Origin of the sequence: Kordiimonas sp., assembly GCF_048264555.1 — a bacterium.
GTDB lineage: Bacteria > Pseudomonadota > Alphaproteobacteria > Sphingomonadales > Kordiimonadaceae > Kordiimonas.
Genome location: NZ_JBLXCX010000002.1, coordinates 462,847 through 488,703, shown reverse-complemented (window position 1 = coordinate 488,703; position 25,857 = coordinate 462,847). Strand labels below are relative to the sequence as shown.

At 53.0% G+C, this 25,857-nt stretch carries 18 protein-coding genes; 7 read left to right on the top strand and 11 right to left on the bottom strand.

Annotated features, from left to right (window positions below; translation table 11 throughout):
• Window positions 1–70: 70 nt before the first annotated feature.
• From ACN0XZ_RS07360 to ACN0XZ_RS07350, 3 genes are all read left to right on the top strand, one after another.
• Window positions 71–349 carry a hypothetical protein gene (locus ACN0XZ_RS07360; RefSeq protein ID WP_417457087.1) on the top strand — a complete coding sequence of 93 codons (279 nt, stop codon included), beginning with the start codon at window positions 71–73 and terminating at the stop codon, window positions 347–349.
• A gap of 272 nt (window positions 350–621) precedes the next feature.
• Window positions 622–1,275 carry a hypothetical protein gene (locus ACN0XZ_RS07355; protein WP_417457086.1) on the top strand — a complete coding sequence of 218 codons (654 nt, stop codon included), beginning with the start codon at window positions 622–624 and terminating at the stop codon, window positions 1,273–1,275.
• 27 nt (window positions 1,276–1,302) lie between these two features.
• Complete coding sequence (locus ACN0XZ_RS07350; protein WP_417457085.1) at window positions 1,303–1,923, top strand: hypothetical protein; 621 nt, start codon at window positions 1,303–1,305, stop codon at window positions 1,921–1,923.
• A gap of 7 nt (window positions 1,924–1,930) precedes the next feature.
• On the opposite strand, the gene ACN0XZ_RS07345 is transcribed toward ACN0XZ_RS07350, so the two are convergent.
• A complete protein-coding gene (locus ACN0XZ_RS07345; RefSeq protein WP_417457084.1) occupies window positions 1,931–7,495 on the bottom strand; it encodes an AAA family ATPase in 5,565 nt (1,854 codons plus the stop codon).
• A 144-nt stretch (window positions 7,496–7,639) separates the two neighbouring features.
• Between ACN0XZ_RS07345 and ACN0XZ_RS07340 the strand changes: the two genes are divergently transcribed.
• Both ACN0XZ_RS07340 and ACN0XZ_RS07335 read left to right on the top strand, forming a co-directional pair.
• Window positions 7,640–9,931 carry an NAD(P)-binding protein gene (locus ACN0XZ_RS07340; protein WP_417457083.1) on the top strand — a complete coding sequence of 764 codons (2,292 nt, stop codon included), beginning with the start codon at window positions 7,640–7,642 and terminating at the stop codon, window positions 9,929–9,931.
• A 113-nt stretch (window positions 9,932–10,044) separates the two neighbouring features.
• Window positions 10,045–10,890, top strand: a complete 846-nt coding sequence (locus tag ACN0XZ_RS07335) for a hypothetical protein (RefSeq protein ID WP_417457082.1) — start codon at window positions 10,045–10,047, stop codon at window positions 10,888–10,890.
• On the opposite strand, the gene ACN0XZ_RS07330 is transcribed toward ACN0XZ_RS07335, so the two are convergent.
• On the bottom strand, window positions 10,887–12,899 hold the full coding sequence (locus ACN0XZ_RS07330; RefSeq protein ID WP_417457081.1) for an FAD-dependent oxidoreductase: 2,013 nt from the start codon (window positions 12,897–12,899) through the stop codon (window positions 10,887–10,889). The two genes, ACN0XZ_RS07335 and ACN0XZ_RS07330, sit on opposite strands and share 4 nt — an antisense overlap.
• A 206-nt stretch (window positions 12,900–13,105) precedes the next feature.
• Here ACN0XZ_RS07330 and ACN0XZ_RS07325 point away from each other — a divergent pair, with 206 nt between their 5' ends.
• Window positions 13,106–15,673 (top strand): response regulator, encoded by a 2,568-nt coding sequence (locus tag ACN0XZ_RS07325; RefSeq protein WP_417457080.1) that lies wholly within the window; start codon window positions 13,106–13,108, stop codon window positions 15,671–15,673.
• Window positions 15,674–15,756: 83 nt separating this feature from the next.
• The gene (locus ACN0XZ_RS07320) at window positions 15,757–16,167 is read left to right on the top strand and encodes a response regulator (protein ID WP_417457079.1); all 411 of its coding nucleotides are present in this window, start codon (window positions 15,757–15,759) and stop codon (window positions 16,165–16,167) included.
• A 4-nt stretch (window positions 16,168–16,171) separates the two neighbouring features.
• On the opposite strand, the gene ACN0XZ_RS07315 is transcribed toward ACN0XZ_RS07320, so the two are convergent.
• The 9 genes from ACN0XZ_RS07315 to ACN0XZ_RS07275 all read right to left on the bottom strand — a co-directional run bounded on the left by ACN0XZ_RS07315 (window position 16,172) and on the right by ACN0XZ_RS07275 (window position 25,856).
• Window positions 16,172–18,025 carry an ABCB family ABC transporter ATP-binding protein/permease gene (locus ACN0XZ_RS07315; protein WP_417457078.1) on the bottom strand — a complete coding sequence of 618 codons (1,854 nt, stop codon included), beginning with the start codon at window positions 18,023–18,025 and terminating at the stop codon, window positions 16,172–16,174.
• Window positions 18,026–18,138: 113 nt separating this feature from the next.
• The gene (locus ACN0XZ_RS07310) at window positions 18,139–18,888 is read right to left on the bottom strand and encodes a retropepsin-like aspartic protease family protein (protein WP_417457077.1); all 750 of its coding nucleotides are present in this window, start codon (window positions 18,886–18,888) and stop codon (window positions 18,139–18,141) included.
• Between the two features lie 70 nt (window positions 18,889–18,958).
• On the bottom strand, window positions 18,959–19,714 hold the full coding sequence (locus tag ACN0XZ_RS07305) for an MBL fold metallo-hydrolase (RefSeq protein ID WP_417457076.1): 756 nt from the start codon (window positions 19,712–19,714) through the stop codon (window positions 18,959–18,961).
• Window positions 19,711–20,520 carry a TatD family hydrolase gene (locus ACN0XZ_RS07300; RefSeq protein ID WP_417457075.1) on the bottom strand — a complete coding sequence of 270 codons (810 nt, stop codon included), beginning with the start codon at window positions 20,518–20,520 and terminating at the stop codon, window positions 19,711–19,713. The genes ACN0XZ_RS07305 and ACN0XZ_RS07300 overlap by 4 nt, the downstream gene beginning before the upstream one ends.
• The gene (gene metG, locus ACN0XZ_RS07295) at window positions 20,520–22,073 is read right to left on the bottom strand and encodes a methionine--tRNA ligase (RefSeq protein ID WP_417457074.1); all 1,554 of its coding nucleotides are present in this window, start codon (window positions 22,071–22,073) and stop codon (window positions 20,520–20,522) included. Before metG ends, ACN0XZ_RS07300 begins: the two co-directional genes overlap by 1 nt.
• 36 nt (window positions 22,074–22,109) lie before the next feature.
• Window positions 22,110–23,207 (bottom strand): DNA polymerase III subunit delta', encoded by a 1,098-nt coding sequence (locus tag ACN0XZ_RS07290; protein ID WP_417457073.1) that lies wholly within the window; start codon window positions 23,205–23,207, stop codon window positions 22,110–22,112.
• The gene (tmk, locus tag ACN0XZ_RS07285) at window positions 23,204–23,851 is read right to left on the bottom strand and encodes a dTMP kinase (RefSeq protein WP_417457072.1); all 648 of its coding nucleotides are present in this window, start codon (window positions 23,849–23,851) and stop codon (window positions 23,204–23,206) included. The genes ACN0XZ_RS07290 and tmk overlap by 4 nt, the downstream gene beginning before the upstream one ends.
• Window positions 23,848–25,032, bottom strand: coding sequence for a D-alanyl-D-alanine carboxypeptidase family protein (locus ACN0XZ_RS07280; protein ID WP_417457071.1), 1,185 nt, complete (start codon window positions 25,030–25,032; stop codon window positions 23,848–23,850). The genes tmk and ACN0XZ_RS07280 overlap by 4 nt, the downstream gene beginning before the upstream one ends.
• A gap of 23 nt (window positions 25,033–25,055) precedes the next feature.
• On the bottom strand, window positions 25,056–25,856 hold the full coding sequence (locus ACN0XZ_RS07275; protein ID WP_417457070.1) for a septal ring lytic transglycosylase RlpA family protein: 801 nt from the start codon (window positions 25,854–25,856) through the stop codon (window positions 25,056–25,058).
• Window position 25,857 lies beyond the last annotated feature (1 nt).

Sequence of the window (25,857 nt, the reverse complement as noted above, 5' to 3'; positions counted from 1 at the left end):
ACTTTTTGGTTCGTAAATCGAACATTGCCGCGTCTAGCCAGCATAAACAGGAGAACTAAGGAGCATCACAATGGCAGATCAGACACCCGCCAGCCTTCAGGCGTTGGCCGACAATATGCTCAAGAGCGATGAGGCCCTTGCAGCGGTTGAGCAGTCAGTCCAGACGGCACTCGCAAACTTTATGCAAACCGCTGACAAAGAGATATCAAAGCTTGTGCAAACGAATTTCGTCGGACCGGACGTGAGCTCAGAGATGCTGAAAATGCAGCAGGCGACGATCGACAAAACCATAAAGCTCATCAATGAAGGCCCTGCGGGCGCGTTCAAGGCGAATTCGTCACGCGAATGAGCTAATGTCAGAACCTTGAGGTCACAAACATGTGCCCTCCTCCGCTTTAAAAGCTCTGTAGCTTCCCGAAAGCCCCCTAGTCACATAAATATTGGTTCACAAAAAGGCCTGTTAGCCGTTGTGAAACTGCGCATTTATCGCATTGAGCTAAAAATGGGGAGTGCGTAAGGGCGTGCGCGCGGTCAACCGCCCAGCGCACGGGGACAGCCAATACCGCCGACGGCATCATCTTGAAGCATGCCGATGGGCCAAAGCGAACAGGAACGAGCGAAATGGCTAGAAATGCACGAGACCGTGACGATGAAGAGTTGATCGACGACATCGAAGATATGGAAGACTTCGAAGACGACTTCGATTGCGAAGGCTATTCGATGGAAGAACAGGCGTTTGAGATCGAGCGCGATGCCTTTCGGTTCGAGGAAAGAGTAATTGCCTTCAGCCGCGCCTGTCGTCGCCGCGCGCGCCACGATGCTAAAACTATCGAGCGCGAGGTTGACCGGCTGGAGCGTGATGCGATGCGTTTTGCACGCTGGGTGCGTAAATTCAGTAAATACTGCCAGAAGAGAAGTTCTGCCGCGGCCCGCTCGGTTGAGGAACAGGCCGAGGACCTTGAGCGCGAAGTACGTCGTTATGAGCGCCGGATTGAGGCAAGAGAACGCGCCAGAGAAGAAGCGGCACGCCGCCATGAAAAAGAAGTGGCACGTCGTCAGCGTGAGCTTGAAGAAGAGATGGAAGCAGCATGCAGGGCCCAAGAGGAAGAAGAGGAACGTGAGGTGAGAGAAGCATCAGAGGAAAGCCCGCTGGAGAAACTCGCCCTTGAAAGTCGCGAGATCGCTAAGGAGGTTCTGGACGAGAAGCCGAAACCCGCGAACGCGAAACCCAAGACGGCCGCTTCTAAAGCAAAACCCAAAGCGCGTAAGAAATAGCGTGATCGCGCTGGCGGGAGATGAAATGTGAGCAGCCCTTCGGAAAACACAGATGCTGCTTCCCCTGCGGTTGGACCGCAACAAGAGAGCGCGCGACCAGCAATGTCCGAGAGGGAACTCATTGAAGCCGCTGCGCGGGCGGCCCCTGCGGCAAAAGGTACGACGTCAGACCGGGCCATGAACATTATTCAGGCATCGGTTATTCAACGAGAAGCCATCACACAGGCCTATGAGGCACAGAAGAAATCCATCAACGATGCTGTCCAGAAACAGCGTGTATCAGCGATGGAGCAGATGAACACGGCGCGAAGCCAACTCAATGAACGGGAGGCAAGAGAGAAGATGCAACAAACTCAATCTTCAAACGTAAATCCAGCTTCAGCGACAGCGCCGCAAGCCAGCGCCATACTGGGTGCACCACCGGCGGCTCAGGCACAGCATCCTAATGCAGTTCAGCCGCAGCCCGCGCCGTCACACGCCACAACACCGGCAGCGAACCCTGGGCTGGCGCCTGAGGCACCAATCGCTAACGAGCTTGCAAACACGATCCGTGCGATTATCTCGGAAGAGGTCGATAAGCAGCTGAAGGAGCTATTGGCAATCTACACAGCGCAAGGTACTGCACCGCCGCCGACCGACGGCGCCTAATGGCGCCCTAGCGGCGCCCTAGCCCGCCAGCGGCTTCTAGCGCGGGCGAGGTTTGTGGTATTGTGATGGTGAAGGTGCAGCCATTTCCTTGTTTGCTCTCAAGCAAAATTGTCCCGCCAAGTTGGCTTTTTACAACATTGTAGACGAGATGAAGCCCAAGACCGGTCGACCCTGTTTCCCTGCTTGTGGTGAAAAATGGTTCGAATGCATTCCGGAGAACGTCCTCGCTCATTCCTAATCCATTATCTGAATATATAACTGTAATATTATTGTTGTTATTAGATAATTCTATTTCTATTTTTTTGCTTAGGTCTGCTTTAAACCCGTGCTGGGCGCTGTTGGAAATCAGATTGGTGATAATCTGCGCAATGGCACCTGGGTAGCTCACCACTTCAATTGGACTATGCGAGATAACAGCCACCTGATGGTCGCCTGCGTTCCAGATGGGAGCAATGCTTGCGACAACTTCCCTCACATAACCATCAAGATTAAAGGAACGGCGTTCATCATGGGTACGGTCGGCCGCTACCTGCTTGAAACTCCTGACAAGCTCTGCCGCACGTGAAAGATTGCTCTCAATAATGGAGTTTGCGGAGGAGGCATCCTCAAGAAAGTCTTTCAGGTCCCCCTTGGTCATGCCGCCCTGCGTGAATTTATCGTGCAGTGTCTTCACGCGCGCGTTCAAACTGCTCGTGGCGGTGATTGACGTACCAAGGGGAGTATTGATTTCGTGTGCAACGCCTGCGACCAACGCCCCCAGAGATGCCATTTTCTCGGCTTGCACCAGTTGGGCTTGTGTATCCTTGAGGGTCTGGTGGGCCTCTTCGAGCGCCCTCTCCCGCTTCCGGTCTGCGGTCACATCAACAAAAACCTCGACAGATGTGTTGCCTTCGGTCTGTTTCACCCGATGAACTAGGGTTGTTCCATCGGGAAGCTGCATCTCGCCATCGTCTTTTATCGTTACACCGCGCGCCTTCAGCGCTTCCAATAACTCCGCGCGGTTCATGCCTTCTTTGGGTACAAAACCAATAGTGCCGAGAAGTTCTTCAAACCTATCATTCCAAAGACTGAGGTCATGCTGTGCATCAAAAGTCACCAAGCCCTCGCTCATGCTGGTCATGGTCGTATCCAGGAGGTTCGAATAGGCTGCGACCGCTTCTGTGCGCTCCCTGACCTTGCTCTCAAGGTTCGCGTTTACATCAGCCATATCCCCGTAAAGGCGCGCGTTTTCAATTGAAAGCGCCGCCTGGTTGGCGATGTGAGCGGAGAGTTCACAACGGTCCTGAGTGAATGCGCCCGACGTGAGGCGATTCTCGAGATACATAACGCCCCTAAGGTCACTTTTATGAAGAAGCGGCAACACGAGAACAGATTTAGGGTCGTAATCGCGGATATAAGGGTCCAGCTCAAAGTCAGCCAGCGCTTTAGCGTCGCGCAGCACAACCATCTCGCGGGTCGAAATTGCGTGGTCAATTATTGTCTGGGGGTAAGTGATGGTAGTTTGCTCAACTTCCTCAAGTACCTGAACCGATAGCTTGGCATTATTGATTTGCGCAGCCGCACTCGCTGATACACCACCATCACGCTCTGTTTTCAGGAGCAACACACCCTGGCTCGCCCCCGACGCCGTGAGCATTAATTGCATCATTGTCCGCAGCAGATCGGGCAGCTGAATTTCGCTGGCCAGCAAACGACTGGCTTCGACCAGCAGACTGATATCGAAGCGATCAGTATGCTCATTACCACCAGCTTTTGGGCTGGCTTTGGATAGAAGATGCTCGAACTCTGTTTCGAGCGAACTGCACACAGGTGCGGCGCCCCAGCTGCGATAGCCTGCGATAGCTTGGGCTATGTAGGCGGAGCCACTATCTCTGCGTCCTTCATTCAGGCATAGGCGCGCCATTTGCTCCAAAGCCCAGGCTCTGTCTTGTTGGAAACCTGCGTCATCTGCTTGGATAGCGGCTTGCTCATAGGCCTTCAGGGCATTTTCAGAATCTCCCCTGCTTTCCTCATAGGACGCGTGCACGAGTGTTTTCAGGTGTGCATAGTTGAAAGGAGCGTTTTTGGCACGGGCTTTCAGCAGCTTTCGTGCTTTCGCAAGTGCGGTTTTGGCTTTCCTTCGTTCTGCTTTTGCTAGTTCTTTCCACCCTTTAAGATAAGCGATTGCAATAAGTGCGGTGCAGCGCACACCGGTAACGGTGCCGATCAGATTGCCCTCAAATGGCTCAAAACGATCAGCATATGCGCGGGCTTCTGTATACCGCCCGAACAGGACTTCGATGTAGATCTGCCCCGCGAGATAGAGGGCCGTCGTATAGCGTTGACCATTTGAGAGTGCGGCTTCAAGGTCGTTCTCCGTGACTATCTCACTATAGGGGGCAACAGGATCGCCCGCATGGCCGGTCATCTTGTGAAGGAAATGGCGGGGAACGTTTAGTGCCGCCAACGATGCCATGTTGCCGTGACGCTCGACGGTACTGGCATAATCATCCACCTGTTCTTTGAGAGTGAACAGGTTTTGGCCACTCGCAATCATAAGGTTGGGGATATTGTTGTAGGAGTAGCAGCCCCAGTGAATATCGCCGTCCTCAAATGATTGCGCTGCAACCGTCTTGAATTTCTCGATCACCTCCGAGATTGGCATAAACCGGTGATAGTTATAGTAACTTGTGGCAAAGAGAGTACGGTTCGGAAACGGGCTTTCAGCTTGGGTTGCGAGTGTGTCGGCAACGTCAGTCATCATCCTCATGGTTTTGAAGTCACCGAATATCTCATCGGCCAACACCCCATAGGAAGATATCGCCTGTACTGACGCAGGGCTTAAGCCTTCCTTGACAGTATGCCTAACGAGACGAAGAACAAGCACCAACCAAAATTCGGTGTTGGAAACATAGGCTGCAGGCGCCACGTCTGTTAAAAGCTCTGATATCAGTTTGGTTTTCTCATCCCTCACCCACGGGAGCGCCAGCAGGTGATCACGCTTTTTGCCCGTCATAAGAATTTTGGTTTTGACGATTTCAATAAGGATGTTGAAGGCGCTTGGTTTTAACGGCGTTTCCGATCCTATGCGGCTTAACGCTGAAGCGCCTGCCATCACAGACTTCGCCACATCAAGATCGATATTTGCGGTCAACAGCTCGGCGCGATCAATATGGATAAGCTCCCAGGCATCCGTGGAGCGCGCACGTACGATGTCGCTTAAGGTAGTGACGGCACCTCTGTGATTGAAGATGGCGGCAAGGTTAAGCGTATTCAAACATAGTGCCATTGCGTCACCACGCCGCGCCTGCCAGATATCCTCTGTGAGCATTGAAACCGCGGTACGATAATATTCAAATGCCATCTCGAAGGCGGCGCCCTCTTCCGCCCGCTGACCTGCGCGAGCGTTAAGCTGCTGTACAACGGCTCGTTCATCCGAGGTGAGGCGAGGTGCCACTATATTCAGGTGCCGGACTGCCTGAAAAAGCTCGTTATCAGCTATCTCATCCCGTTGCAGGAAGATCCTGCCCAGAATCAGATGAATATCTTCGCGGGCATTCACGGTCATCAGGCTATAAGCAGCCTGCTCTATTCGCGCATGCACAAAGCGGAGGGAGTTCTCTCCTTTGGCAGGAAGCAGCAGTCCAGCCTTAAGCGCGGGAAGAAGATCAGACTGAAATGCCTCAGCGTCTGTTTTTGTGAGGCCTTGCAAGAGTTCCTTGTGGCATGTGGCGCCCACAATGGCAGCGGCACTCAGAAGTTTTTTTGTTCCTTCAGGCAGGCTTGTCAGACGCTCAAGCATCACTTCCGCTAGGTCTTCACTTGAGGTTGCCGAAGCGGTTGCGAGTTTCTCAGCGTCCCAGCGCCAGGCGCGAGCGTTTGTATCAAAGTACAACAGGTTCTGTTCGGCCAGATATTTCAGCAATACCTGAAGAACCAGCGGGTTACCGGCGCATTGTTGATGCAGGATGTCTGATAGACCTGCGGCCCTCTCATAAGGTTCCTGCAGGGTCGCTGCTATGAATGCCTGAGTGTCATTCGGCTGCAGCGCCTGCAGCTCAACCTTAGTAATTCTGAAGGTTTTGTTCGACACTTTGGACATCAGATCAGTAAGCGGGTGGGCTGGCCCGACCTCCTCACCTCTATAGGCCAAACAGACCGTGATATGCTGGAGGTCGGCGTCTAGCAGGATATCCTCAAGTATTCGAAGAGACGCGACATCAGCCCACTGCACATCATCAAGCGCGATGAAGAGTTGATGCTCCCCGGTCGCCAGGGCTTTCAAGAAACGCCGGATGGCCAAACTCAACTGTCTTTGAATGTCGGATGCAGGTAACTCGGGCGCATATCTGGGCAGGGATACCAGATTTTTCAGCCGTAGAGCCACCCGCGAAAGCAGCGTAAGGCCCGGCCCGACAAGTGTGCCGATACGATCAGCCCATAAGGCTTTGTCACCGAAGGCGCCTGACTGAACCTGAAAAATCAAATCATCAAGGAGGCCACCCAAACTAGCGTAAGGCGCTTGGCTCTTGTAGCGATCAAAAAGGCCTGTGACGTAGAACCCTTGCTGCTTGAGCACTAAACGCTGGCTACTCTCGATGAGGCTGGATTTGCCGATGCCAGACAAGCCAGAGAGCAGCATGAGTTCCGGGTTACCCGCACGAGATCGAATGATTATATCCTCAATGGCTTCGCGCTCTTGTTCCCGCCCAAAAAGTTGATCGGGGAACGTCAGGATTCCGCTGATGTCCTGACTTGCCAGGATGTGTGATCCAATGGCGCCGGTGTCTTTGTGCGCCGTCAGGCATGTGTTCAGGTCAAACAATAGCCCGCTTGCGGTCTGGTAACGCTGATCTGGTGCCTTATGCGTCAGCTTGCGAATGATATCCTTGATCTGCTGAGGGGTCTCCGCTGGATAGCTATCATCGCCGGGGAGGCCATAGGCAAGATGGGCATAAAGCCGCGACAGGTCATCCTCAGCCTGAAACGGGGGATGCCCGGTCAGGCAATAATAAAACAGGCAGCCAAGGCTATATAGGTCAGCCCGGTGATCGATAGCGATATTAAGCCGGCCAGTTTGTTCCGGCGCGATATAATGATAGTCGACCGCACAGTCGGAGCGCATCGCCACGGGTGAAACCAAGCCGGTCTGGCGGGCAGCCTCAAACTCGACAAAGATTACGCTATTGCTCGCCTGGTTCCACAATACCGTGCTCGGGCTCAGGCCTCCGTATACAACGTCAGCATCCATGATTGCCTTCAATGACGTTGCGCAAGCAATCGAGAAGCGAAGGAAGTCTTCGATCGCCATCGGAGATTCTTGAATTACGTCTTCAAGGAATGCGCCACCGTTATCCGGACCGGTCAGGAAGATCTCGCTGCCGTTCTGATGAAACTCAACGCCATCATCAAGCCCCGCCTGACGGAGCAGATCATATTCTTTTCTGAGAGTTGGTTCTCTAGCGGAAAGATTGCGGGCGGACTGGTGCGTGAGCAAGATGGGCGTGCCATCAGTTTCACGTATAGTACGGTATATCTTGGTGCCGTTCGCTTTTTCGCGCAGCAGGTGAGCGTTGTTTGTTTCCCCCAACATCTTATTTTTACTGCCCTTCCCCGTCTGACCTGCTGTGGGTGTAGTTTCAACAAAAACGAGCAGAGGTTCAAGCTCTTATCATTTATTTGCAATCGGAATATGCATGTTTAGTGTGGATATATTCATGTGGGGAGATCGAGCGAAATGGCAGACAGGAAAAAAGTAGCTGTACTGGGGGGCGGCGTCGCTTCCCTTGTCGCAGCCTATGAACTCAGCAAAACTGAAGCAATGCGCGAGAAATATGACGTCACCATCTATCAGATGGGGTGGCGTTTAGGTGGCAAAGGCGCCACTGGTCGGGATGAGCATGGCCGCATCCAAGAGCACGGCCTGCACGTCTGGTTCGGTTTTTACATAAACGCCTTTACCATGCTCCGTGACGTTTATGCCGTCTGGGAGCGGGATGACCTGAATGCAATGCGAACGATCCACGATGCATTGAGGCCGCGAAACTATACACCACTCGGTACATCGGTTAACGACAACCCGGCATGGTGGGACTTCACTTGGCCTCATATGGGCGGCATGCCGTGGGACGATAATGTGCTGCCCACCCTGCCCCAACTTATTGGAACTATCGCGGGGGTGATCGTGGACCTGATCCTCAATGGGGAGGAACTGACGTCGATGATGGTACGCGGCAAGCAGGTCCCCTGGTCTCAACTATACTCCAAAGAAGATTATGTTGAGGCGATGGAAGAGCAGATCAAGGAGATCATCATCTCCGTCAAGAATGCGAACGAGGATATCCTGAAGTGGGTCAAAGAGTTGCTGGTTAGCAACTATGCACTTACGCCCGCTGAAGAAGCATATCTCGAAAAACTATTGGAAGTTGGCCATCACACCAGCATCGAGGACGCGGCAGAGACACTTAAGATTCTGACCGGCTTCCACAACAGCCTGCCCCCAAACTCAGACCAGCATCGGCCCGACATCTTTGTTGATGCGCTGCGGATCATCCTGACGTTTCTGGCCGCGCCTATGCAAAACCAGGTGCTAAAGGACGCTCTCGATTCCCTCGTTCCGTTTGCTATTGGCATCATCTCAGATTTTGTGATTGGGAATAAAACCGCCGATGAGTTGGACGCGGAAGGACTTGAGTTCACCCAGTGGCTCGTTCAACACGGTGGCAACCCGAAGCTCCTGAAGGAAAGCCATCTTCTCCGCATCGTCTACGACACCTTTATGGAGTTCAGGGACGGCGATGTAACTCAGCCCGACTATGGCGCAGGCGTTGCCGCACAGGTATGTGTGCGCCTGTTTTTCACCAGCAAACACGCAGAGCTCTGGAACATGCAGGCGGGCATGGGTGAAGTTATCATTGCTCCGCTCTATGAGGTGCTAAAGCAAAATGGTGTGAAGGTGGAATTCTTCCACAAGGTGAAGAACCTCGGGCTGGACGCCACGGGCGAAAATATCGCAACGATCGAGATTGAGCGGCAGGTTAACCTTAAGAATGGGGGCTATGACCCGATTTACCCGCTTCCGGTGCAGGATGCGGCCACTCACCTATTGGTGTGGCCAGCGCAACCTCTATGGGATCAGATTGAAGACGGGCATACTATTGCAGCCGAGCTTGACCGAACCGGCTCTTCGCTTGAAAGCCACTGGAACCCGGTGCCACCTGTTGGAACGGTTACGCTGAACTTGGGTGAAGATTTTGATGAGTGCGTGCTCGGGATTGCCCTTGGTGCCTTGAAGAAGCTGAACGAAGAACCAACAATGGTCGACGAGTTGAAGACGCATAACGCACGTTTCGCTGCCATGGTCGATAATGTCGGCATTATTCCTACCCAAGCGGTGCAGTTCTGGCTCAACCGAGACGAACGTGCTTTGGGGTGGGAAGGAGATAGGCCCGATGCTGTTGGTGGTCCGGAAGCTTTCTGCATCTGGGCGGATATGTATCAGACGCTTAAATACGAACCATGGCCCGGCTTTGCTGTCCGCCCTCGTTCTGTTCACTATTGGTGCGGTGTATGGAAAACGGATCTTTATGCGCAGCCATCAACCGATCTGGCAGTGCCAAAACAGGCACTCGAAGATGTTACCGTGAATGTCAGCAACTGGTTTGATTTTAACGTGCAGTATTTCTGGCCGCGCGCAACCGTGACCCCCGGTGTACGGTTTGACCCGGATATCCTTTTTGCCTGCAACCCGGACTCAGACGAAGGTTTACTGGCGCAACAGTTTATCCGTCCCAATGTTGACCCAACGGAGTGTCTCACCTCAAGTGGGGCGGGCGTGAATCCATATAAGCTAGCAGCAGGCGAAAGCGGGTTTGACAACCTCTATCTTGCGGGTAGTTGGATAAAAACCGGCCTCAACACAGACTGTGTGGAGTGCGCAACCATGTCCGGCATGCAAGCAGCGCGTGCGTTGTCTGGTGTGCCTATCCCCGTTCCCGGTGAATTCTTTATGCAGGTGAAACGCCCATGAGTATGCCCTCATATATCTCCTATTCCGGTGTTGGTGAAAGCTCCTGGCCGGCGCCAGGTATTTTTGCTGACAGCATATTAACCGGCTTTTTTGTGCCGGCAGACCATGCATCAATGCAGACGCTTGTCGATAGCATCCTCAACAACCTGCCAAACTCACCTCTGCGGTATGAGGTACTTGGTAGCAATATGTTCTGCACCTTCATGCAGATCGGGAAGTGTTATAGCGGCAGCGCGCAAACCGGTTATTTCCCCTATCGGGAGGCAATGCTCGTAATCCCTCTCTTGCAGTGGCGCAAAGGACATATCTTGCCGGAGCTGGTTGCGTGGCCAGCTTATATGATCCCGGATGAAGTCATCCCAACAGTGACTGGCCGTGAAGGATGGGGGTATCCTAAGTCAATCGGGTCAATCGAAGTCCCGGCTGATAAAAGTGGCTCCGCACCGTTCTCGCTTTCGACTATGATCTTCAAGCGCCTGAACAATGACTGCATGGGGAGTAAACAGACGCTGTTTTCCATTACGCATTCGGGACTGAATGCGAGTGATCCTGTCGAGGACTTTGGTGAATTTTCCTCATCATTATCAAGTTTTTTCAACAACTTGGATATTGAGGCTAAAGTTCTTGATAAAATCACGCATGACCTGCTCCATGCATCGGCGGGCTTCACGCTAACGAATATCAACCTGAAGCAGTTCCGTGACGCGACAGAAACAAACAAAGCCTGTTACCAGTCGCTAACCACAGCGCCGCTGGTGATGACAAACTTTCGCAGCGGCCGCCTGCTCACAGGCGACCTGAGCTTCTTTGCCGAGCGCTGCCAAAGCCATCAGATCATTGAGCAGTTCGGCCTGACCGCCCCAAGTAACAGCAATGCCAATGTGCCAGTTCACCTAGGCATTGAAATCGCGTTGGACTTTGAGATCAGAGCCGGCACAACGGTCTGGAGCCCTTCTTAAGCCTTGAAATGAACGGCGATTGCAACACCTGCGTCCAGGCCGGAAGCAATCGCCGATTCCGCACTTCCCATGCTATAGAGCGTTTTTGTCCAGTCCCCCGCCAGGAACATGTTGCTGAAACCACTTTCTGATGGTTTCAGCCGTTTCGCAATGGTACCGGGGCGCGACTGTACATAAAGCTCGGTCGGGTCCCAGTTATAGCGGTAGTACGCCGACACAAGCGACAGATTGTCAAAGTTATGCTTATGTACAACATTGGGCCATAACACTTTCCCGTTGTTATCGAGCCACTTCATGGCAATCTCACGCAGGCGTAGCGGGAACTGGTCGCTGTTGGCGATCATGGCTTCTTCATCATCCTCAAAGAACGGCATCGGGCCACAGAGATATTCAACAGCTTGAGGCTTAATGTTGTAACCTTGCCATGGTTCAGCAGGCAGGGTCTGGCTCATCTCGCCCCAGCTATCTAGGGGTTGCACGTTGCTTACCGCAACCGTTGGCCCTTCGGTCCAACCTAGTCCTTCAAGGTCTGGCTTGAACCACAGTTGCACATTGCCAGTGGGAACTGCACTTGAGCTTTCCAGCATCTCCGCATATCGGGCGTTATTTAGTGCCAGGTCGCTTGCATAGCGAGCCTGTGACGCGGGCGGAATGGCCATGACGACAGCGTCAAAATCCTCACCAGCCGCGAGTGTCAGTGTGCCAACATGATAGTCACTTGAAATGGATTCGAGATTGCCTGCCACAGCTGCGGTTTCCTCACCGCCAACAATCTGGTCCCACAACGGCGCGGAAGGCCAACAATAAAGAAACTGATTGTTGTCTCCATAGGGCACAGAAATAAGGGGGTCATACGTGCCCCCTTTAAGGTCCACCTGCCGCGAGAGATGGAGGGACTGCACGGAAGTACCGTCTGGCGCAACCTCAAGGTTCTGGAACCGGTGAAACAGTTCCACCGTAACACCACGCTGTTTTAACGTTTCATAGATGGGAGTGAAGACCGTATCACCCATGCCTGCCCTCATCTTCCATATCGGTGCGTCTTTGTAGCCGAAGAAAAGCAGGATCATGACATTTGCGGCTGCTCCGGCGGACATGGAGGCGGTGCGCTCTTCATGCTTCGTTTTGCCGAGTATATACGCGAACGTCAGGTCGTATAATGACCGAACTGGCGCCGAAAAATGGAAGGTTTCACCCAGGCCGTTTGCCGCCAGCCAGTCTTTGAAATCCTGATCGTTGATCCGCTCAAAGCCAAACTGGCCGTATGGAACAACGTCCCTCAATAGCCCGATGACAAACGTCAGACCAAAATCAACAAGGCAGCTGAGTTTCCAGCCTGCGGTAAATTTCGTGGCGATTGGCTCAACGTGCGTCTGGAACCAATCTAGAATCTCTTCGAGAAGCGAAACCAGCTTGTCGATAGCACTCGGGTCAAGCGCATCAAATACGGCAAGAAGGTCAAGAATAGCGTCGAGCTTATCAAAACCACTCAAGTCCGCGAGTGTGGCCAGCGCTTCATGTTCACGTAGTTCCGGCATCAGCCTGCCAACAATGTGTTCAACGATCCGGGGGATATAGATATTGGCATCGACAATTGTCGGGTCGCCAGGCTCTCCCGGTGTTTTTGGCAGATTGAATATCCATGGCTCCCATCTCTCACCCAGGAGAGTAGGAAACTTCTCCATCAGGGTCATGGAATATTGCGGGTCAAAAGCCTCTTTCCATGTCTGGAAGGCATAGTCAGCCGGTTTCTGCCACTCGGCATAAGTCTCCTGCATAACGCTGAAGGCTGTATCATAGAAACCGAGGAAAACATGCAGCCCGTGCTCTTCAATGCGGTCCCCTTGTTCCTGGTTTCGGCCGCTCGCACCTTTGCCACCCAATCGCCAACCCTGACTATAGAGGGTGACATCAAACTTTGAGCGCAGCTCAGGTGAGCTTGATAATGCCAAGGCTGCGCCTACGCCGCCTAAGCCACCACCAATAATGGTAACCTTCTTTTTTGTCATATCCCCCTCCCCGTGCTGTGGCTTTAGCAAACGCCGATCCCCATCAGGTGAACAGTAATATAAAAAACCGACGCCGCAAGGACTTAGGCGGAAAATGTCGCAATATTGAATAGTTAGTCTTTCACGCTTTGTTTTTGACAACTGGCACAGAAATCTGCACTTTGAGCCAGTGGATTGTAAGGGCAGATGTTTTAGGGGCAGGCAGTATGGCTGATCAGGCAAAGGGCGATAAATCGGAGAACCTGACGGACGATAGCGATGAGCTTTTGTTCGCTGAGGATACCGTGCCTTTGGCCAAAGAAGCGCCTACTGGTATTGATCGCAAGGAAAAACCCTGGCTGATGCTTGTGGTCGATGATGACGAAGGCGTGCACGCTGTTACCAAGTTCGGCTTAAAAGGCTTTAGTTTCATGGGGCGTCCCATTGAGATGCTTCATGCCTACTCTGCGAGAGAAGCTCAGGAGATTCTGGCACAAAGCGGTCAAGTCGCTGTGGCCCTTGTTGACGTTGTTATGGAAAGCAACCAGGCGGGGCTGGAACTTGTCAATCACATACGTCATGCCCGCGCGGACAATAAAATGCGTATTGTCCTCAGAACTGGGCAGCCCGGTTATGCGCCTGAGCGTGATGTGATGATGAAATATGAGATCAACGACTACCGCTCAAAAGCTGAGTTGACCCATGACCGCTTGATCACAACGGTAGCATCAGCCCTTCGAAACTTCTCGGACCTCCACGAACTGCAGCGCAGCCGGCAGGAACGGGCAGCGGCCAAGGCTCAAAGCGAAGCGAAATCGCTGTTCCTTGCGTCTATGAGCCATGAAATCCGTACCCCAATGAACGGGGTGATCGGGATGCTTGACCTCTTGAGGGTTACGGACCTGACGCCGGATCAGCTTGAGCTTGTCGATACCTGTTCTGACAGTGCCAGCATGTTGCTCACAATCATCAACGACATCCTCGACTTCTCCAAGATGGAAGCTGGCAAACTGAAGCTTGCCCCTACCCCCACTTCAATCGAGGAAATTGTGGCATCGGTGGTGGACGTGGTCGCCCCGAGGGCTTGGCAAAAAGACCTTGAGATTATCATGGAGATAGCGTCGGACGTGCCCGATGTGGTCTCTGCCGATCCTGTGCGTCTGAAGCAGATACTGATTAACTTGGCGGGAAATGCCGTCAAGTTCACGCGCCATGGGCATGTCTCTGTTCGCGTTGAAACGGTTGCGATGACGCCTGATCAAAGTGAAGCCTCGGTGCGGTTCCTTGTAGAGGATACCGGTATCGGTATTTCAGCGGAACAACAGAAGCGGCTTTTCAACGCCTTTGAGCAGGCGGAGGACACCACAGCCAGCCAGTTCGGCGGCACCGGGCTCGGGCTCGCTATTTCCCGGCGCCTGGTGGAGCTCATGGGCGGACAGATTGGTGTTAAAAGCAGCCTGGGTGATGGCGCAACCTTCTGGTTTGATATTCAAATGCCTGTCGACCTGCTTGCGCCTGAAATCAGGCATGAGCTCAAGGGCAAACGCTTCGCTGTTGTTGGCGACATGAGTGAGCTCTCGCGCGTTAGTGCGAAAACCCTTGAAGGACACGGCGCGCAGGCAGCCGTGTTTAAGAGCGCAGACGACTTCTTCGAATTTGCCCGTACTGAAGCGAAGGGCGCAATATTTGATGGCGTCGTGATGAACGAAGTCGTGGATGGCATGCACTGCTTGCGAGCTATCCGGGGCATGCAGGATTTCCCTACACTCACCGATACACCGGTGCTCGTGATGGTACGCAGGAACAATATGACGCTTATTGAGCGGTGCAGGAACGAAGGCGTATCTCACTTCACCTACAAGCCGCTCAGGCCCAACCTTTTGATGCGGGGTGCGGTCGATATGCTCAACCCGCGCCAGCCCTCCAGCAATCTCACTGGCCCAGCTGCCTATGACCGGCCCTACCGGATCGGCGCGGCGTATGAGACCAAAGTGCGTCTGGATAACGCCACGGTGCTTGTCGTGGAAGATTCGCGTACAAACCGGGTGGTTATCTCAAAACTTCTGAAACAGCGCGGCTGTATGCCCGTGCTGTGCGAAAATGGCCGCGAAGCACTCACGCGTCTTGAACGGGGCGAGACCTATGACCTTATCCTGAGCGATTGTTTCATGCCGGAGATGGACGGTTTTGAGTTCACCCGCCGGGTACGCGACATGGAAGCGGTTGAAGGGACTTATACCCCAATCGTCGCGCTCAGCGCCGGTGTGATGAAAGAAGAGATCGACCGCTGTATTGCAGTTGGCATGAACGAATTCCTCTCAAAACCCATCAATCAGGCGGATCTCGACCGCATCCTCATCGAGCATGTGAAGGCTGACCCAAAAGCGCCTCTCAAGAAAAGCCCCATCGTCAGGACCGATGAAGAGGTCATTGATGATGGCCGCAAGGTAGGTGTGGATATCAGCGTCATGCTCGATATATTTGACGGCTTTACCGCAGAGTTCCGGGATATGGTTTTTGGGTATATCGATGATCAACCGGTTCTTATCGCTCAGCTTGAAGAGGCCATCATGTTGCGCCTCTGGGATGAGGCTTCCCGCAGTGCACATCGTCTCTCTGGCGGCGCAAGTGCTATGGGGGCACTCGAATTCGGGGCACATTGCAGTAATATTGAGCTTCATATTGCAAAACAAAACTATGAGACGGCCACCATTCTCTCGCAAGAAGTTGGGAAAAGATTTGAGGTCGTGAGAAACTTCCTCATGAGCATTCGCTGGGCTCACGCAGATGTGTGATATAGCACTTTCAACACGTCATGGTCTTGATATATAAGAAATAAAACTCACATCATACGATACGTCAGCTAATTGGGGGCATTATGGATATGGTATCGTTCGCGGGGAAATCAGCGCTTATTGTTGAGGATGACCCGACTTCAATGAGCTATGTATCCCGGATGATTGTTCAGGTTGGGTTCAAAAGTTTTGGCGAGGCCAAAGACGGCTCCGACGCCCTCCACCTTCTCGACCATAACGACTATGATGTGATTCTGTGTGATATCTCGATGGACGGCATGAACGGCATTGAATTCGTAAAGGAGTTCAAGAATAACTACCGTGGCCGTTATGCTCCCAACAAGGTGCGAACGCCTGTGATTTTCATCACCAGCAGCCGCGACCCCAAGGTCGTAGAACAGGCAAAACTGCTGGGTGTGAAGGGTTATCTTCTAAAACCTTTTGGCAAGGATAAACTGGTCCAACGCCTGACTGTGGCAGGGGTACACCACTAGGTAATCACCCCTGTTCGAGCTCTACCAGCTTTTCCTCTGCAGCTGATGCCTCAAGCTGTTTTTGCCACATTCGTGCATAGAGCCCGTTATGCCGCAGGAGATTGTCATGGCTGCCGCGCTCAACAATCTCGCCAGCGTCCAGGACAAGGATTTCATCGGCATTCACCACCGTTGAAAGCCGGTGTGCGATGACAATCGTGGTACGCCCCTCCGCAATCCGGTCAAGCGAAGCCTGAATGTCCCGCTCTGTGTGGCCATCAAGGGCGGACGTCGCCTCATCAAGCAGCAGGATAGGCGGGTTTTTGAGAATGGTGCGAGCAATTGCTACACGCTGCTTCTCCCCGCCAGAAAGCTTGAGGCCTCGCTCGCCAACCTCGGCGTTATATCCTTCCGGCAGACTTTCAATGAATTCATGAATATGAGCGAGCCGTGCGGCCTCAAAGACCTCCTCTTCCGTTGCATCAGGCCGACCATAGTTGATGTTGTACTGGATCGTATCGTTAAACAGCACTGTATCCTGCGGCACGACGCCAATGTTTTGCCGCAAACTCGTTTGGGTAACATCGGCAATATTCTGCCCGTCGATCAGTATTTCGCCATTCGCAATATCGTAGAAACGGAAAAGTATGCGTGAGATCGTTGATTTTCCCGCGCCGCTGGCGCCGACAATGGCTGTGGTTGTGCCTGCAGGTACATCAAAGGACACGCCTTTAAGAATGGGACGCGACGCGTTATAGTGAAACTCTACGTTTCGGAAGCTTACATGCCCGCCGGACACCCTCAGTTCACGGGTTTCAGACGCATCCCTAACGTCGGATTGCGTGCCGATGATATCGAACATCTTTTCCATATCCACGAGAGACTGTTTGATCTCCCGGTAGACAAAGCCCAGAAAATTGAGCGGCATATAGATTTGAATGAGCAAAGAGTTCACCAGAACAAACTCACCAATGGTAAAACGCCCATCCACAACGCCTTTTGCGGCCATCATCAGTACGATCACAAGGCCGATAGATATGATCAGCCCCTGCCCTACGTTCAGCAGTGTAAGGGAAACCTGGCTACGAACCGAAGCAGCTTCAAAACCAGCGAGCGCTTTATCGTACCGCCTCGCCTCATGCTCTTCGTTCGTGAAATATTTCACCGTTTCAAAATTGAGCAGGCTATCGATCGCCTTGGTGTTGGCTTTTGTATCCTGTTCGTTCATCTCGCGGCGAAACTTGAGCCGCCAGTCGGTTACAGCGATCGTGAAATAGATATAGCTCGCTAGGCACACAAAGGTAACGAGTGCATAGTAAAAGCCAAACTTCGCCCAAAAAATGCTCGAGATGAGTACAATCTCAAGAAGCGTTGGCAGAATGTTGAAAAGCATGAAACGAAGGAGAAAGTCGATCCCCCTCGTTCCGCGTTCAATAACCCTGCTAAGCCCACCCGTCCGGCGCTCCAGATGAAAGCGCAGCGACAGACCGTGCAGGTGCCTGAAAGTTGAGAGCGCGATTTGTCTGAGAGCGTGTTGACCCACTTTGACAAAAACCGCGTCCCGTAATTCACCAAAAAGCTGGCTGAGGACACGTGCGGTGCCGTATCCCAGAATAAGACCAGTCGGAACCAGCAAAACCAGGGTGGCAGTATCAGCCTGAGCGCCGGTGCCAGTTAGCGCATCAACAGCATCCTTGAACAGAAACGGAACATAAACGCCGAGCAGCTTGGCAAGAACCAACAAGCTCAAGGCTCCAACAACCCGCACCTTGAGGTCGGTGCGACCTTTGGCCCAAAGGAATGGTAGAAGGCTTTTAACCGTATCCCAATGGTTTTCCTGGCCGGGCTTATCGGTGCCGGGTGTCGCCTGTTCTGCCATACAATGAGGTCCCTGCTGTGCCAACGAATATCAGCGGCTATTTTCTAAAGAATTTTATATCAAAAAATATGGGCGGCAGCTTGATGATTGCAAGGGCAAAAAATAAAAGACCTTTAGTGACGCAGGATCAACATATCACCACGGAACTCAATACTTGCAAAATGCTGTAGAACTGACATGCCTAGGAGCGAGCCTTGCATCTCCGCACCGTTCACGGTGACTGGTACATCATAAAACACAGAATCACCGAGCCCAAGTTCACGTACCGTGGTTCGCGCAAATCGCACTTCACCGTTTGCGGTTGTTGCACGGCCGTTAAAGTCGAGAAGGCCTGTATTTATGCCAACACGCTGGGCATCATCAGGACTTAGAACGACATTTGAAGCACCCGTATCAACCATGAAATTAACGGTAACGCCGTTCATGCGAGCGCGAAGCCAGAAATGCCCGTCTTGCGAACGATGCACCAGCATGCCTTCGTCTGTAGTGGTGACACCCATGGGGTCAATGGCACTCATAAAACGAGTGCCGAGGTCGGAGCGGTAGAGATAGAAGGTCGCAATGCCGCATATGATGATGATCCAGAGGCCCGCAATCTTGATGAGACGCATAAGGCTCGACCTGCTCCAGAACGCAGCAGCACCCCCGAAGATGAACAGGATGATAGACCCTCTCACCAGGTACGGGTCGGCCATCATGTCAACTGGGAACGCAAGAGAGAGCCCGAACAGCAGCATTGTCATGCCAGCGAGAAAGATTGCTAGCCGAACAAGCTTTGATGGCTGTGTTTCATAGTCGCGCCTGCGCTGATGAACGCTTGAACGTTCGTCATGATCAGGGACACGCCAAGGTTCACGGCTCATATCTTTCCTCCATAATCTCAAGCATACGAGATGAAAGATTTTCAGCCAACAAGTGTTTGATGCACAAGCATCACGGCAGTGTGATCGTCATACCGTCGTAAGCGGGTTCAACGTTCGGAGGGAGCTCTTTGCAGAGAGTGTCATAGTCCATATCCCATGTCATATGGGTCAATATGGCTCTATCAGGCTTAACGCGTTCTATCCAGGCCAGCGTCTGTTCAAGATGCGAGTGTGTTGGGTGCTTTTCATAGCGAAGTGCATCAACCACCCAGACTTTAACCCCCTTCAGCGCATCGAAGGCACTTTCCGGTAACCGGTCAAGGTCTGTAGAATAGGCCATATTCCCAAACCGGTAGCCAAGGCTTAGGCCCGCGCCGTGTCCTTGCTCAAACGGGACCATTTTAATCGAGCCGATATGTTTGGCGCTTTTGAGAGTATGACTTGTGCAGATAGCAGGATACCCAGCCTGGGAGCGAAAGATATAGGAGAAGCGGTCTCTCAGCACGCTGATTGTGGCTTCGTCCCCATACACCGGCACGCGTGTTCTTGAAGCTTGATAGAACCCGCGAAGATCATCAATGCCGTGTGTGTGATCAGCATGATCATGGGTATAAAAAACGGCATCCAGATGTTTAACGCATGCGGCCAGCATCTGCTCACGCAGGTCCGGTGTGGTATCAATAAGGATGGAGGTGTCTCCGTCTTCAATCAGCACACTTGCACGCCGGCGGCGATTCTTCGGGTTGTTTGGGTCACATGCTCCCCAATACTCCGGCATTTTAGGAACACCGCCCGATGTACCACAGCCAAGAATGGTCAGTTTCATGCGGCTTGCCTGTGTGGTGGTACGGCTTTGGAGAAGAGCTTGAAGAAGTTTGCTGTTGTGATTTCACGCAGCTCGATCAGCTCAACACCTTTCAGCTCCGCAACAAATGCGGCCGTGTCTGCCACATATGCTGGTTCACACGTTTTCCCCCTGTGCGGTACAGGCGCGAGGAAAGGAGAGTCCGTCTCAACAAGCAAGCGGTCAAGCGGCAGGGTTTTAACAGTTTCCTGAAGGTCACGTGCGCTCTTAAACGTCACAATGCCTGAGATTGAGATATAAAGCCCCATCTCAAGGCAGGCGTCAGCCAGCCGTTGGCTTGCCGTAAAGCAATGGATAACGCCCTTAAACGGCCCTTTGGCCATCTCTTCACGCAGGATATCGATACAGTCATCATCTGCATCCCGGGTGTGAACGATAACGGGTAGCCCGGTTTCACGGGCGGCTGTGATATGCGCACGGAAATTTACCTGCTGCATCTCCCGCGGCGCATTATCATAATAATAATCAAGCCCGGTTTCACCGATACCAACAATCTTTGGGTGGTCAGCGCGCTTAATAAGCTCTGCTACCGCAACATCGGGTTCATTTTCAGCTTCGTGCGGATGAATGCCAACGGTGCCGTATACATCGTCATATTTTTCAGCGATCAGACGAACCTCATCATATTCTTTGAGCTTCGTGTTTATCGCGAGCATGCAGCCCACGCCTGCTGCCCTGGCGCGCTTTACGACACTGGCCTCGTCTTCGCGAAGGCCTTTGTAGTTCAGGTGGCAGTGGCTATCGACGATATACCCAAAAGCAGACATCAGGCTTCGCTTTCTTCCGGCAGTTCAAAGCGCGGGAACACGCCTTCAGGCTTTGGTATTGCTTGACCAGGCTGCAAACGTCCTGCGGCGCCAATCTGGTTAAAGCCACGCTCCGTCACACCAAGCTGGGACAGCAGTTTATCGACCGAAGCTGGCATAATAGGCTGCGCGAGGATTGCTATTTGACGAATAGCTTCAGCCAATACGTAAAGCACCGTATTCATGCGTTCAGGGTCTGTTTTTTTCAGCTTCCATGGCTCTTGCACAGAAATATAGGTATCCGCCGCGCTGGCTTGGGTCCAAATGGCATCAAGCGCCAGATGGAAAGCCTGCCGGTCCATGTGACCGCGAACAACTTCAAGTGTACCCTCAATATTAGACAATAAATCATTGTCCTCTTTCGAAAAATCCAAGGGCGCCGGAAGTTTTTCATCACAATTCTTGTGAATCATCGAGAGGGTGCGCTGGCTCAGGTTGCCAAGACCGTTGGCAAGGTCAGCATTGCAGCGCAACACAAATGACTTGCGCGAGAAATCACCATCATTGCCAAACGGTACTTCGCGTAGCATGAAGAAGCGCGTCGCATCCAGTCCGTAGCTTTCCACAAGGTCATAAGGATCAATCACATTGCCTAGTGACTTGGATATCTTCTGGCCTTCGTTGGTCCACCAGCCGTGCGCGAAAATGCGTTTTGGTAACGGTAGATCCGCAGCCATAAGGAAGGCAGGCCAATAAACCGCATGGAAGCGCAGAATGTCTTTGCCAACCATGTGCACATTTGCGGGCCAGAACTTCTTGTAAGCCTCTGCATCAACGTCCGGATAGCCAACAGCAGTAAGATAATTCGCAAGCGCGTCGATCCACACATACATGATGTGCCCGTCTTTTTCCGGTACAGGCACGCCCCACTTGAATGTCGTCCGTGAGATTGAGAGGTCTTCCAGACCGCCAGCAACGAAGCTGCGAACCTCATTCAGCCGCGACTTGGGCAGCACAAAATCCGGGTCATTGTCATAAAGCGCGAGCAATTTTTCTTCAAAGGCAGATAGTTTGAAAAAGAAGCTTGGCTCTTCCACCCACTCAACCGGTGCGCCTGTGGGGGCTAGTTTTTCGCCACCTTCCCCATCAATCAGCTCGCTTTCCGCATAAAAAGCTTCATCGCGGACGGAATACCAACCGGCATAACTGTCCTCATAGATGAAACCTTTCTCCTCCAGCACTTTCCAAAGGTGCTGAACCGCTTTTTTATGACGATCTTCCGTTGTGCGAATGAACTGGTCGTTGGAGAAATTCATGGCCTCGGCAAGGTCTTTAAAATGCGCCGATACCTGATCGCAGAAGGTTTGTGGGTCAATGCCTGCTTTCTCGGCGGAGCGCTCGATCTTCTGACCGTGCTCATCTGTGCCGGTCAGAAACATCACGTCATACCCGTCAAGCCGCTTGAAACGCGCGAGAACATCGGCCGCAAGTGTGGTGTATGCGTGGCCAATATGTGGCTTGTCATTCACATAGTAGATTGGGGTCGTGACATAGTAGGACGGACGGCCGGTCATAATTATTTTCTCGATCTGAAATCTAAAAACTCAAGCTCAGGGTCGGGCGAGCGAACCAAGCGATGAAAACAGGTTCACTATCACCTGTTTGCGGTCCAGGTTCACTGCGTCTGCGCGTGCCACCAAGCGGCCCATCTTTTCCCACAGGTCCAGCCAGTGATCAAGCCTTGCGAGCGCAGAAATACGTGCCATCTCTGCACTTTCACCCGCCATAATGTCATTTGCTGCAACACCGCTGGCGCTCTGTCGGATCAAACGCTCAATCCAGTTCAGGAACATGGTTATAAAAAGACGGTATTCTGCATCTGCTTTTGGGGCTGCAAGTTGGCCTGCGAGTGTATGAATATGAGGCACGTTAACGCGCGGCAGCTCCGCGAGCCGTGTCGCCATTTGCCGGTAAAGCGATACGCCGTCAAGGCTCGCCATCTCAATGGCGCGCCCGGGTGCCCCCGATGACAGCCGCGCAAGTGCTGTAAGGTCCTCGGGGCCCAAGGAAGGATATTTGGAGGCGAGCACGGCCCTCACGCTGTCTTCTTCAAGTGGTTTGAGCTTTAGCGTGCGGCACCGGCTGCGGATTGTCGGCAATAGTTTACCTGGGGAGTGCGCGACCAACAGCAATATGGACTTCGCGGGCGGTTCTTCGAGCAACTTGAGGAGCGCGTTTGCCGCGTTTGTATTCATCTCGTCGGCAGCGTCAACAATGGCGATACGCCAGCCACCTTCTGCACTGGTTTGTGAGTAGAAACTGGTAAGCTTTCGCACATCATCAATGATGATGTCGGTGCGTAGCTTGCCGGTCTTTTCATTTTCGGTACGCTCTGCAACGGCAATGCCGCCAAAACCGCGGCCAAGTATGCGTTGAATGATTGGATTTTCTGGCGATACGTCCATGCTCTCCGGTTTGGGTTCGTCCCCAAACAGGCCGCCGTCTGCCTTACTTGGCTGTACAGCCAAAAACTTGGCGATGCGCCACGCAAGTGTCGCTTTACCGATGCCCTTCGGCCCGGTGAGTAGCCAGGCATGATGCAAGCGGTCATTATTGAACGCTTCAAGGAACTGACGCTCTCCTGCCTCGTGGCCAAAGATCTGCATCGTGGCGCGCGGATGGCTCAACTCATCAGTGGTTTCATTCATGACAATAGAGCCTTGTCCATGATGATTGTCCTGAGGTTTTCCTGTAGCCGTTCGATGGCTTGGTCAGCATCCAAGACCACGCAACGCTCGGGCTCCCGCTCAGCTATCGAGAGAAACGCCTGACGGAGTGTTTCGTGAAACGATCGTTCCATACGTTCAAACCGGTCCTCCATGTCAGACTTGGCACCCTCGCGAGCCAAAGCGCGTTTGAGGCCAATTTCAACCGGTAGGTCGAGGATTAGCGTCAGGTCTGGTCGCATGTCACCAAAAGCGATCTCTTGGATATGCTGTACTTCTTCAATGCCGACGCCTCTGCCCGCCCCCTGATAGGCCACACTGGAATCATAGAACCTGTCACAAAGTACCCACTTACCAGCCTCAAGTGCTGGTTTTATGGTGCGTTCGATGTGATCGGCACGGGCTGCGGCCAGCATCAGCGCTTCGCTTATCGGCAACCAGCGGTCAACAGCCCCCTTAAGCAGAAGGTCCCTGATAAGCTCTGCTCCCGGTGAACCACCCGGCTCACGAGTAAGCAGAACCTCAACGCCTTGTGTTTCCAACCAATTGGCAAGCAAGCGTATCTGGGTGGACTTCCCTGCCCCTTCGCCGCCCTCAAATGTCAGAAAACGGGCTTTTCCACTCATTGCGGTTGTTGTTCCGGCGTCTCGGCCCCGGCCGAGCCAAAGAGCATATACTCAAGCGCTGCCCCAATGCGGCCAAAACCGCCAACCTCGGCAACGTCTTGCCCAGCGAGCAGCGGCGTACGAACGGCCGCCCGGTCTGGCATTTCAATCACGAGCTCACCAAGCTTGTCACCACGCTGAATTGGTGCGGGTGTTGGGTTGGTAAACTCAACCTTCACTTCCATCTGCGCCCGCTGGCGGCGCGACATAGTGATGGCCACATCTTCACCAACAACCATGGGAACAGTTGCTTCTTTGCCGAGCCACACTTCGGCATAGTCTACGGTCTCACCCGCGCGAAACAGCGGATAATGGCTAAAATTGCGATAGCCATATTGCATCAGCCTTGTGCTCTCGCGCATGCGTTCGTTCTGGGATGTAAGCCCGGCGACAACAAGCACCAAGCGGCGCCCTTCCCGTTCGGCAGAGGCTGCGAGGCCATAACCAGCTTCTTCTGTATGGCCGGTTTTCAAACCATCAGCGCCCGGAAAACGTGCGAGCAGCGGGTTACGGTTATATTTGTTGCGCTCAAAATCTTTGTAGAGATATTCGCGCTCAGCAAACATCGGATATAGGGACGGGAAATCTGTTGCCAGCTTCAAAGAGAGCGTCGCGAGGTCGCGAGCCGTCATCACATGTCCCTCAGCGGGCCAGCCGTTTGCGTTCTCAAAATGGCTTCCGTTCATGCCGAGCTCTATGGCTTTGGCATTCAGCCACTCTACAAAAACATCGTGCGAGCCCGCCATATGCTCAGCAAGCACAACACATGCATCATTGCCGGAAAGAACGATAATGCCACGTAAGAGATCCGCAACTGTCACCACATCCCGTGCACGCAGGAACATGGTGGAGCCACGGTTGTTCCAATCGCGCCAGGCTTGGTCGGAGACAACAACCTGATCATCGAGCCGCATGGTGCCGTTCTTGATGGCTTCAAACGCCATATAAACGGTCATCAGTTTGCTCATAGAAGCAGGAGGAAACGGCGCGTCCGCGTCTTTTTCAAAAAGGATGCTGTTTGTTGAGGCATCGAGCAAAATGGCGTGCTCAGCGGGGGTGGCCATTTGTGCCTGAACGGGTGCCCACATGGCGAGAGCGCCGATTAATAGGACTGCGAAATGTGCCTTCATCCTGTAAAGCATTGTTTTCCCTTGAACTTCTAGTGTTACCGCGCGGATTCGGTGAAAATGCGCGCTTCATAAAACCCATCTGATACTATGCGGTCAAGCTTCTCTTCAGCGAGTAGCTTCTCGATAAATGGCCCGATACGGACCCGCCATAAGCTACGCCCGCCGCTTTCAAAACGATCAAGCTGGGCGTTATGTCCGCGGCTATTCAGTCTTCTAATCTGAACTTCTGCATTTTCCCGCTGACTATAGGCGCCAACCTGAATGAAGTGTGAGCCCGCGCCGGCTGCAGCCGGTGCCTGATTGCTCGTCGTATTCGTGCTGGCTGTGCGTGTTTGAGGACGGGCAATCTTGCCATCCTCATCAAGCGCCTGGACACGAACCTTGGTTACGCCCTGTTTGTCAAACCCAAGAAGCTGCGCGCCCCGTCGTGACACGTCAATGATCCTGCTTTTCACAAACGGACCACGATCATTAACCCGAAGCACGATCGACCGGCCGTTCTCTAGGTTGGTAACCTTAACAAATGTCGGGAGCGGCAAGGTTTTGTGAGCCGCAGTAAGCGAGTTCATATTGTACCGCTCACCGTTCGCAGTGGCTTTACCGTGAAAATCAGGGCCATACCATGAGGCATAACCCACCTCATCATAGTGCGGGTCTTCCTTGGGATAATACCATACCCCGGCAACCTTATATGGATTGCCAACTTTGCGTTTGACCCCTTGCGACCCAGTGGGCAATTCATCGTCGTCGGGCATGCGTGTATTGGGGCCGACTTTATACGAGCCGGAGGAACAAGCCGCGAGCGTGAAGGCAAGAACTAACAGAATAACGCGCACC

Coding starts and splice junctions, on each gene's coding strand:
- ACN0XZ_RS07345 (WP_417457084.1), bottom strand. CDS start 7,495: ATGTTGGGGGAAACAAACAACGCTCACCTGCTGCGCGAAAAAGCGAAC.
- ACN0XZ_RS07310 (WP_417457077.1), bottom strand. CDS start 18,888: ATGAGCCGTGAACCTTGGCGTGTCCCTGATCATGACGAACGTTCAAGC.
- ACN0XZ_RS07330 (WP_417457081.1), bottom strand. CDS start 12,899: ATGACAAAAAAGAAGGTTACCATTATTGGTGGTGGCTTAGGCGGCGTA.
- metG (WP_417457074.1), bottom strand. CDS start 22,073: ATGACCGGCCGTCCGTCCTACTATGTCACGACCCCAATCTACTATGTG.
- ACN0XZ_RS07290 (WP_417457073.1), bottom strand. CDS start 23,207: ATGAATGAAACCACTGATGAGTTGAGCCATCCGCGCGCCACGATGCAG.
- ACN0XZ_RS07320 (WP_417457079.1), top strand. CDS start 15,757: ATGGATATGGTATCGTTCGCGGGGAAATCAGCGCTTATTGTTGAGGAT.
- ACN0XZ_RS07325 (WP_417457080.1), top strand. CDS start 13,106: ATGGCTGATCAGGCAAAGGGCGATAAATCGGAGAACCTGACGGACGAT.
- ACN0XZ_RS07305 (WP_417457076.1), bottom strand. CDS start 19,714: ATGAAACTGACCATTCTTGGCTGTGGTACATCGGGCGGTGTTCCTAAA.
- ACN0XZ_RS07355 (WP_417457086.1), top strand. CDS start 622: ATGGCTAGAAATGCACGAGACCGTGACGATGAAGAGTTGATCGACGAC.
- tmk (WP_417457072.1), bottom strand. CDS start 23,851: ATGAGTGGAAAAGCCCGTTTTCTGACATTTGAGGGCGGCGAAGGGGCA.
- ACN0XZ_RS07300 (WP_417457075.1), bottom strand. CDS start 20,520: ATGTCTGCTTTTGGGTATATCGTCGATAGCCACTGCCACCTGAACTAC.
- ACN0XZ_RS07335 (WP_417457082.1), top strand. CDS start 10,045: ATGCAGACGCTTGTCGATAGCATCCTCAACAACCTGCCAAACTCACCT.
- ACN0XZ_RS07340 (WP_417457083.1), top strand. CDS start 7,640: ATGGCAGACAGGAAAAAAGTAGCTGTACTGGGGGGCGGCGTCGCTTCC.
- ACN0XZ_RS07360 (WP_417457087.1), top strand. CDS start 71: ATGGCAGATCAGACACCCGCCAGCCTTCAGGCGTTGGCCGACAATATG.
- ACN0XZ_RS07315 (WP_417457078.1), bottom strand. CDS start 18,025: ATGGCAGAACAGGCGACACCCGGCACCGATAAGCCCGGCCAGGAAAAC.
- ACN0XZ_RS07280 (WP_417457071.1), bottom strand. CDS start 25,032: ATGCTTTACAGGATGAAGGCACATTTCGCAGTCCTATTAATCGGCGCT.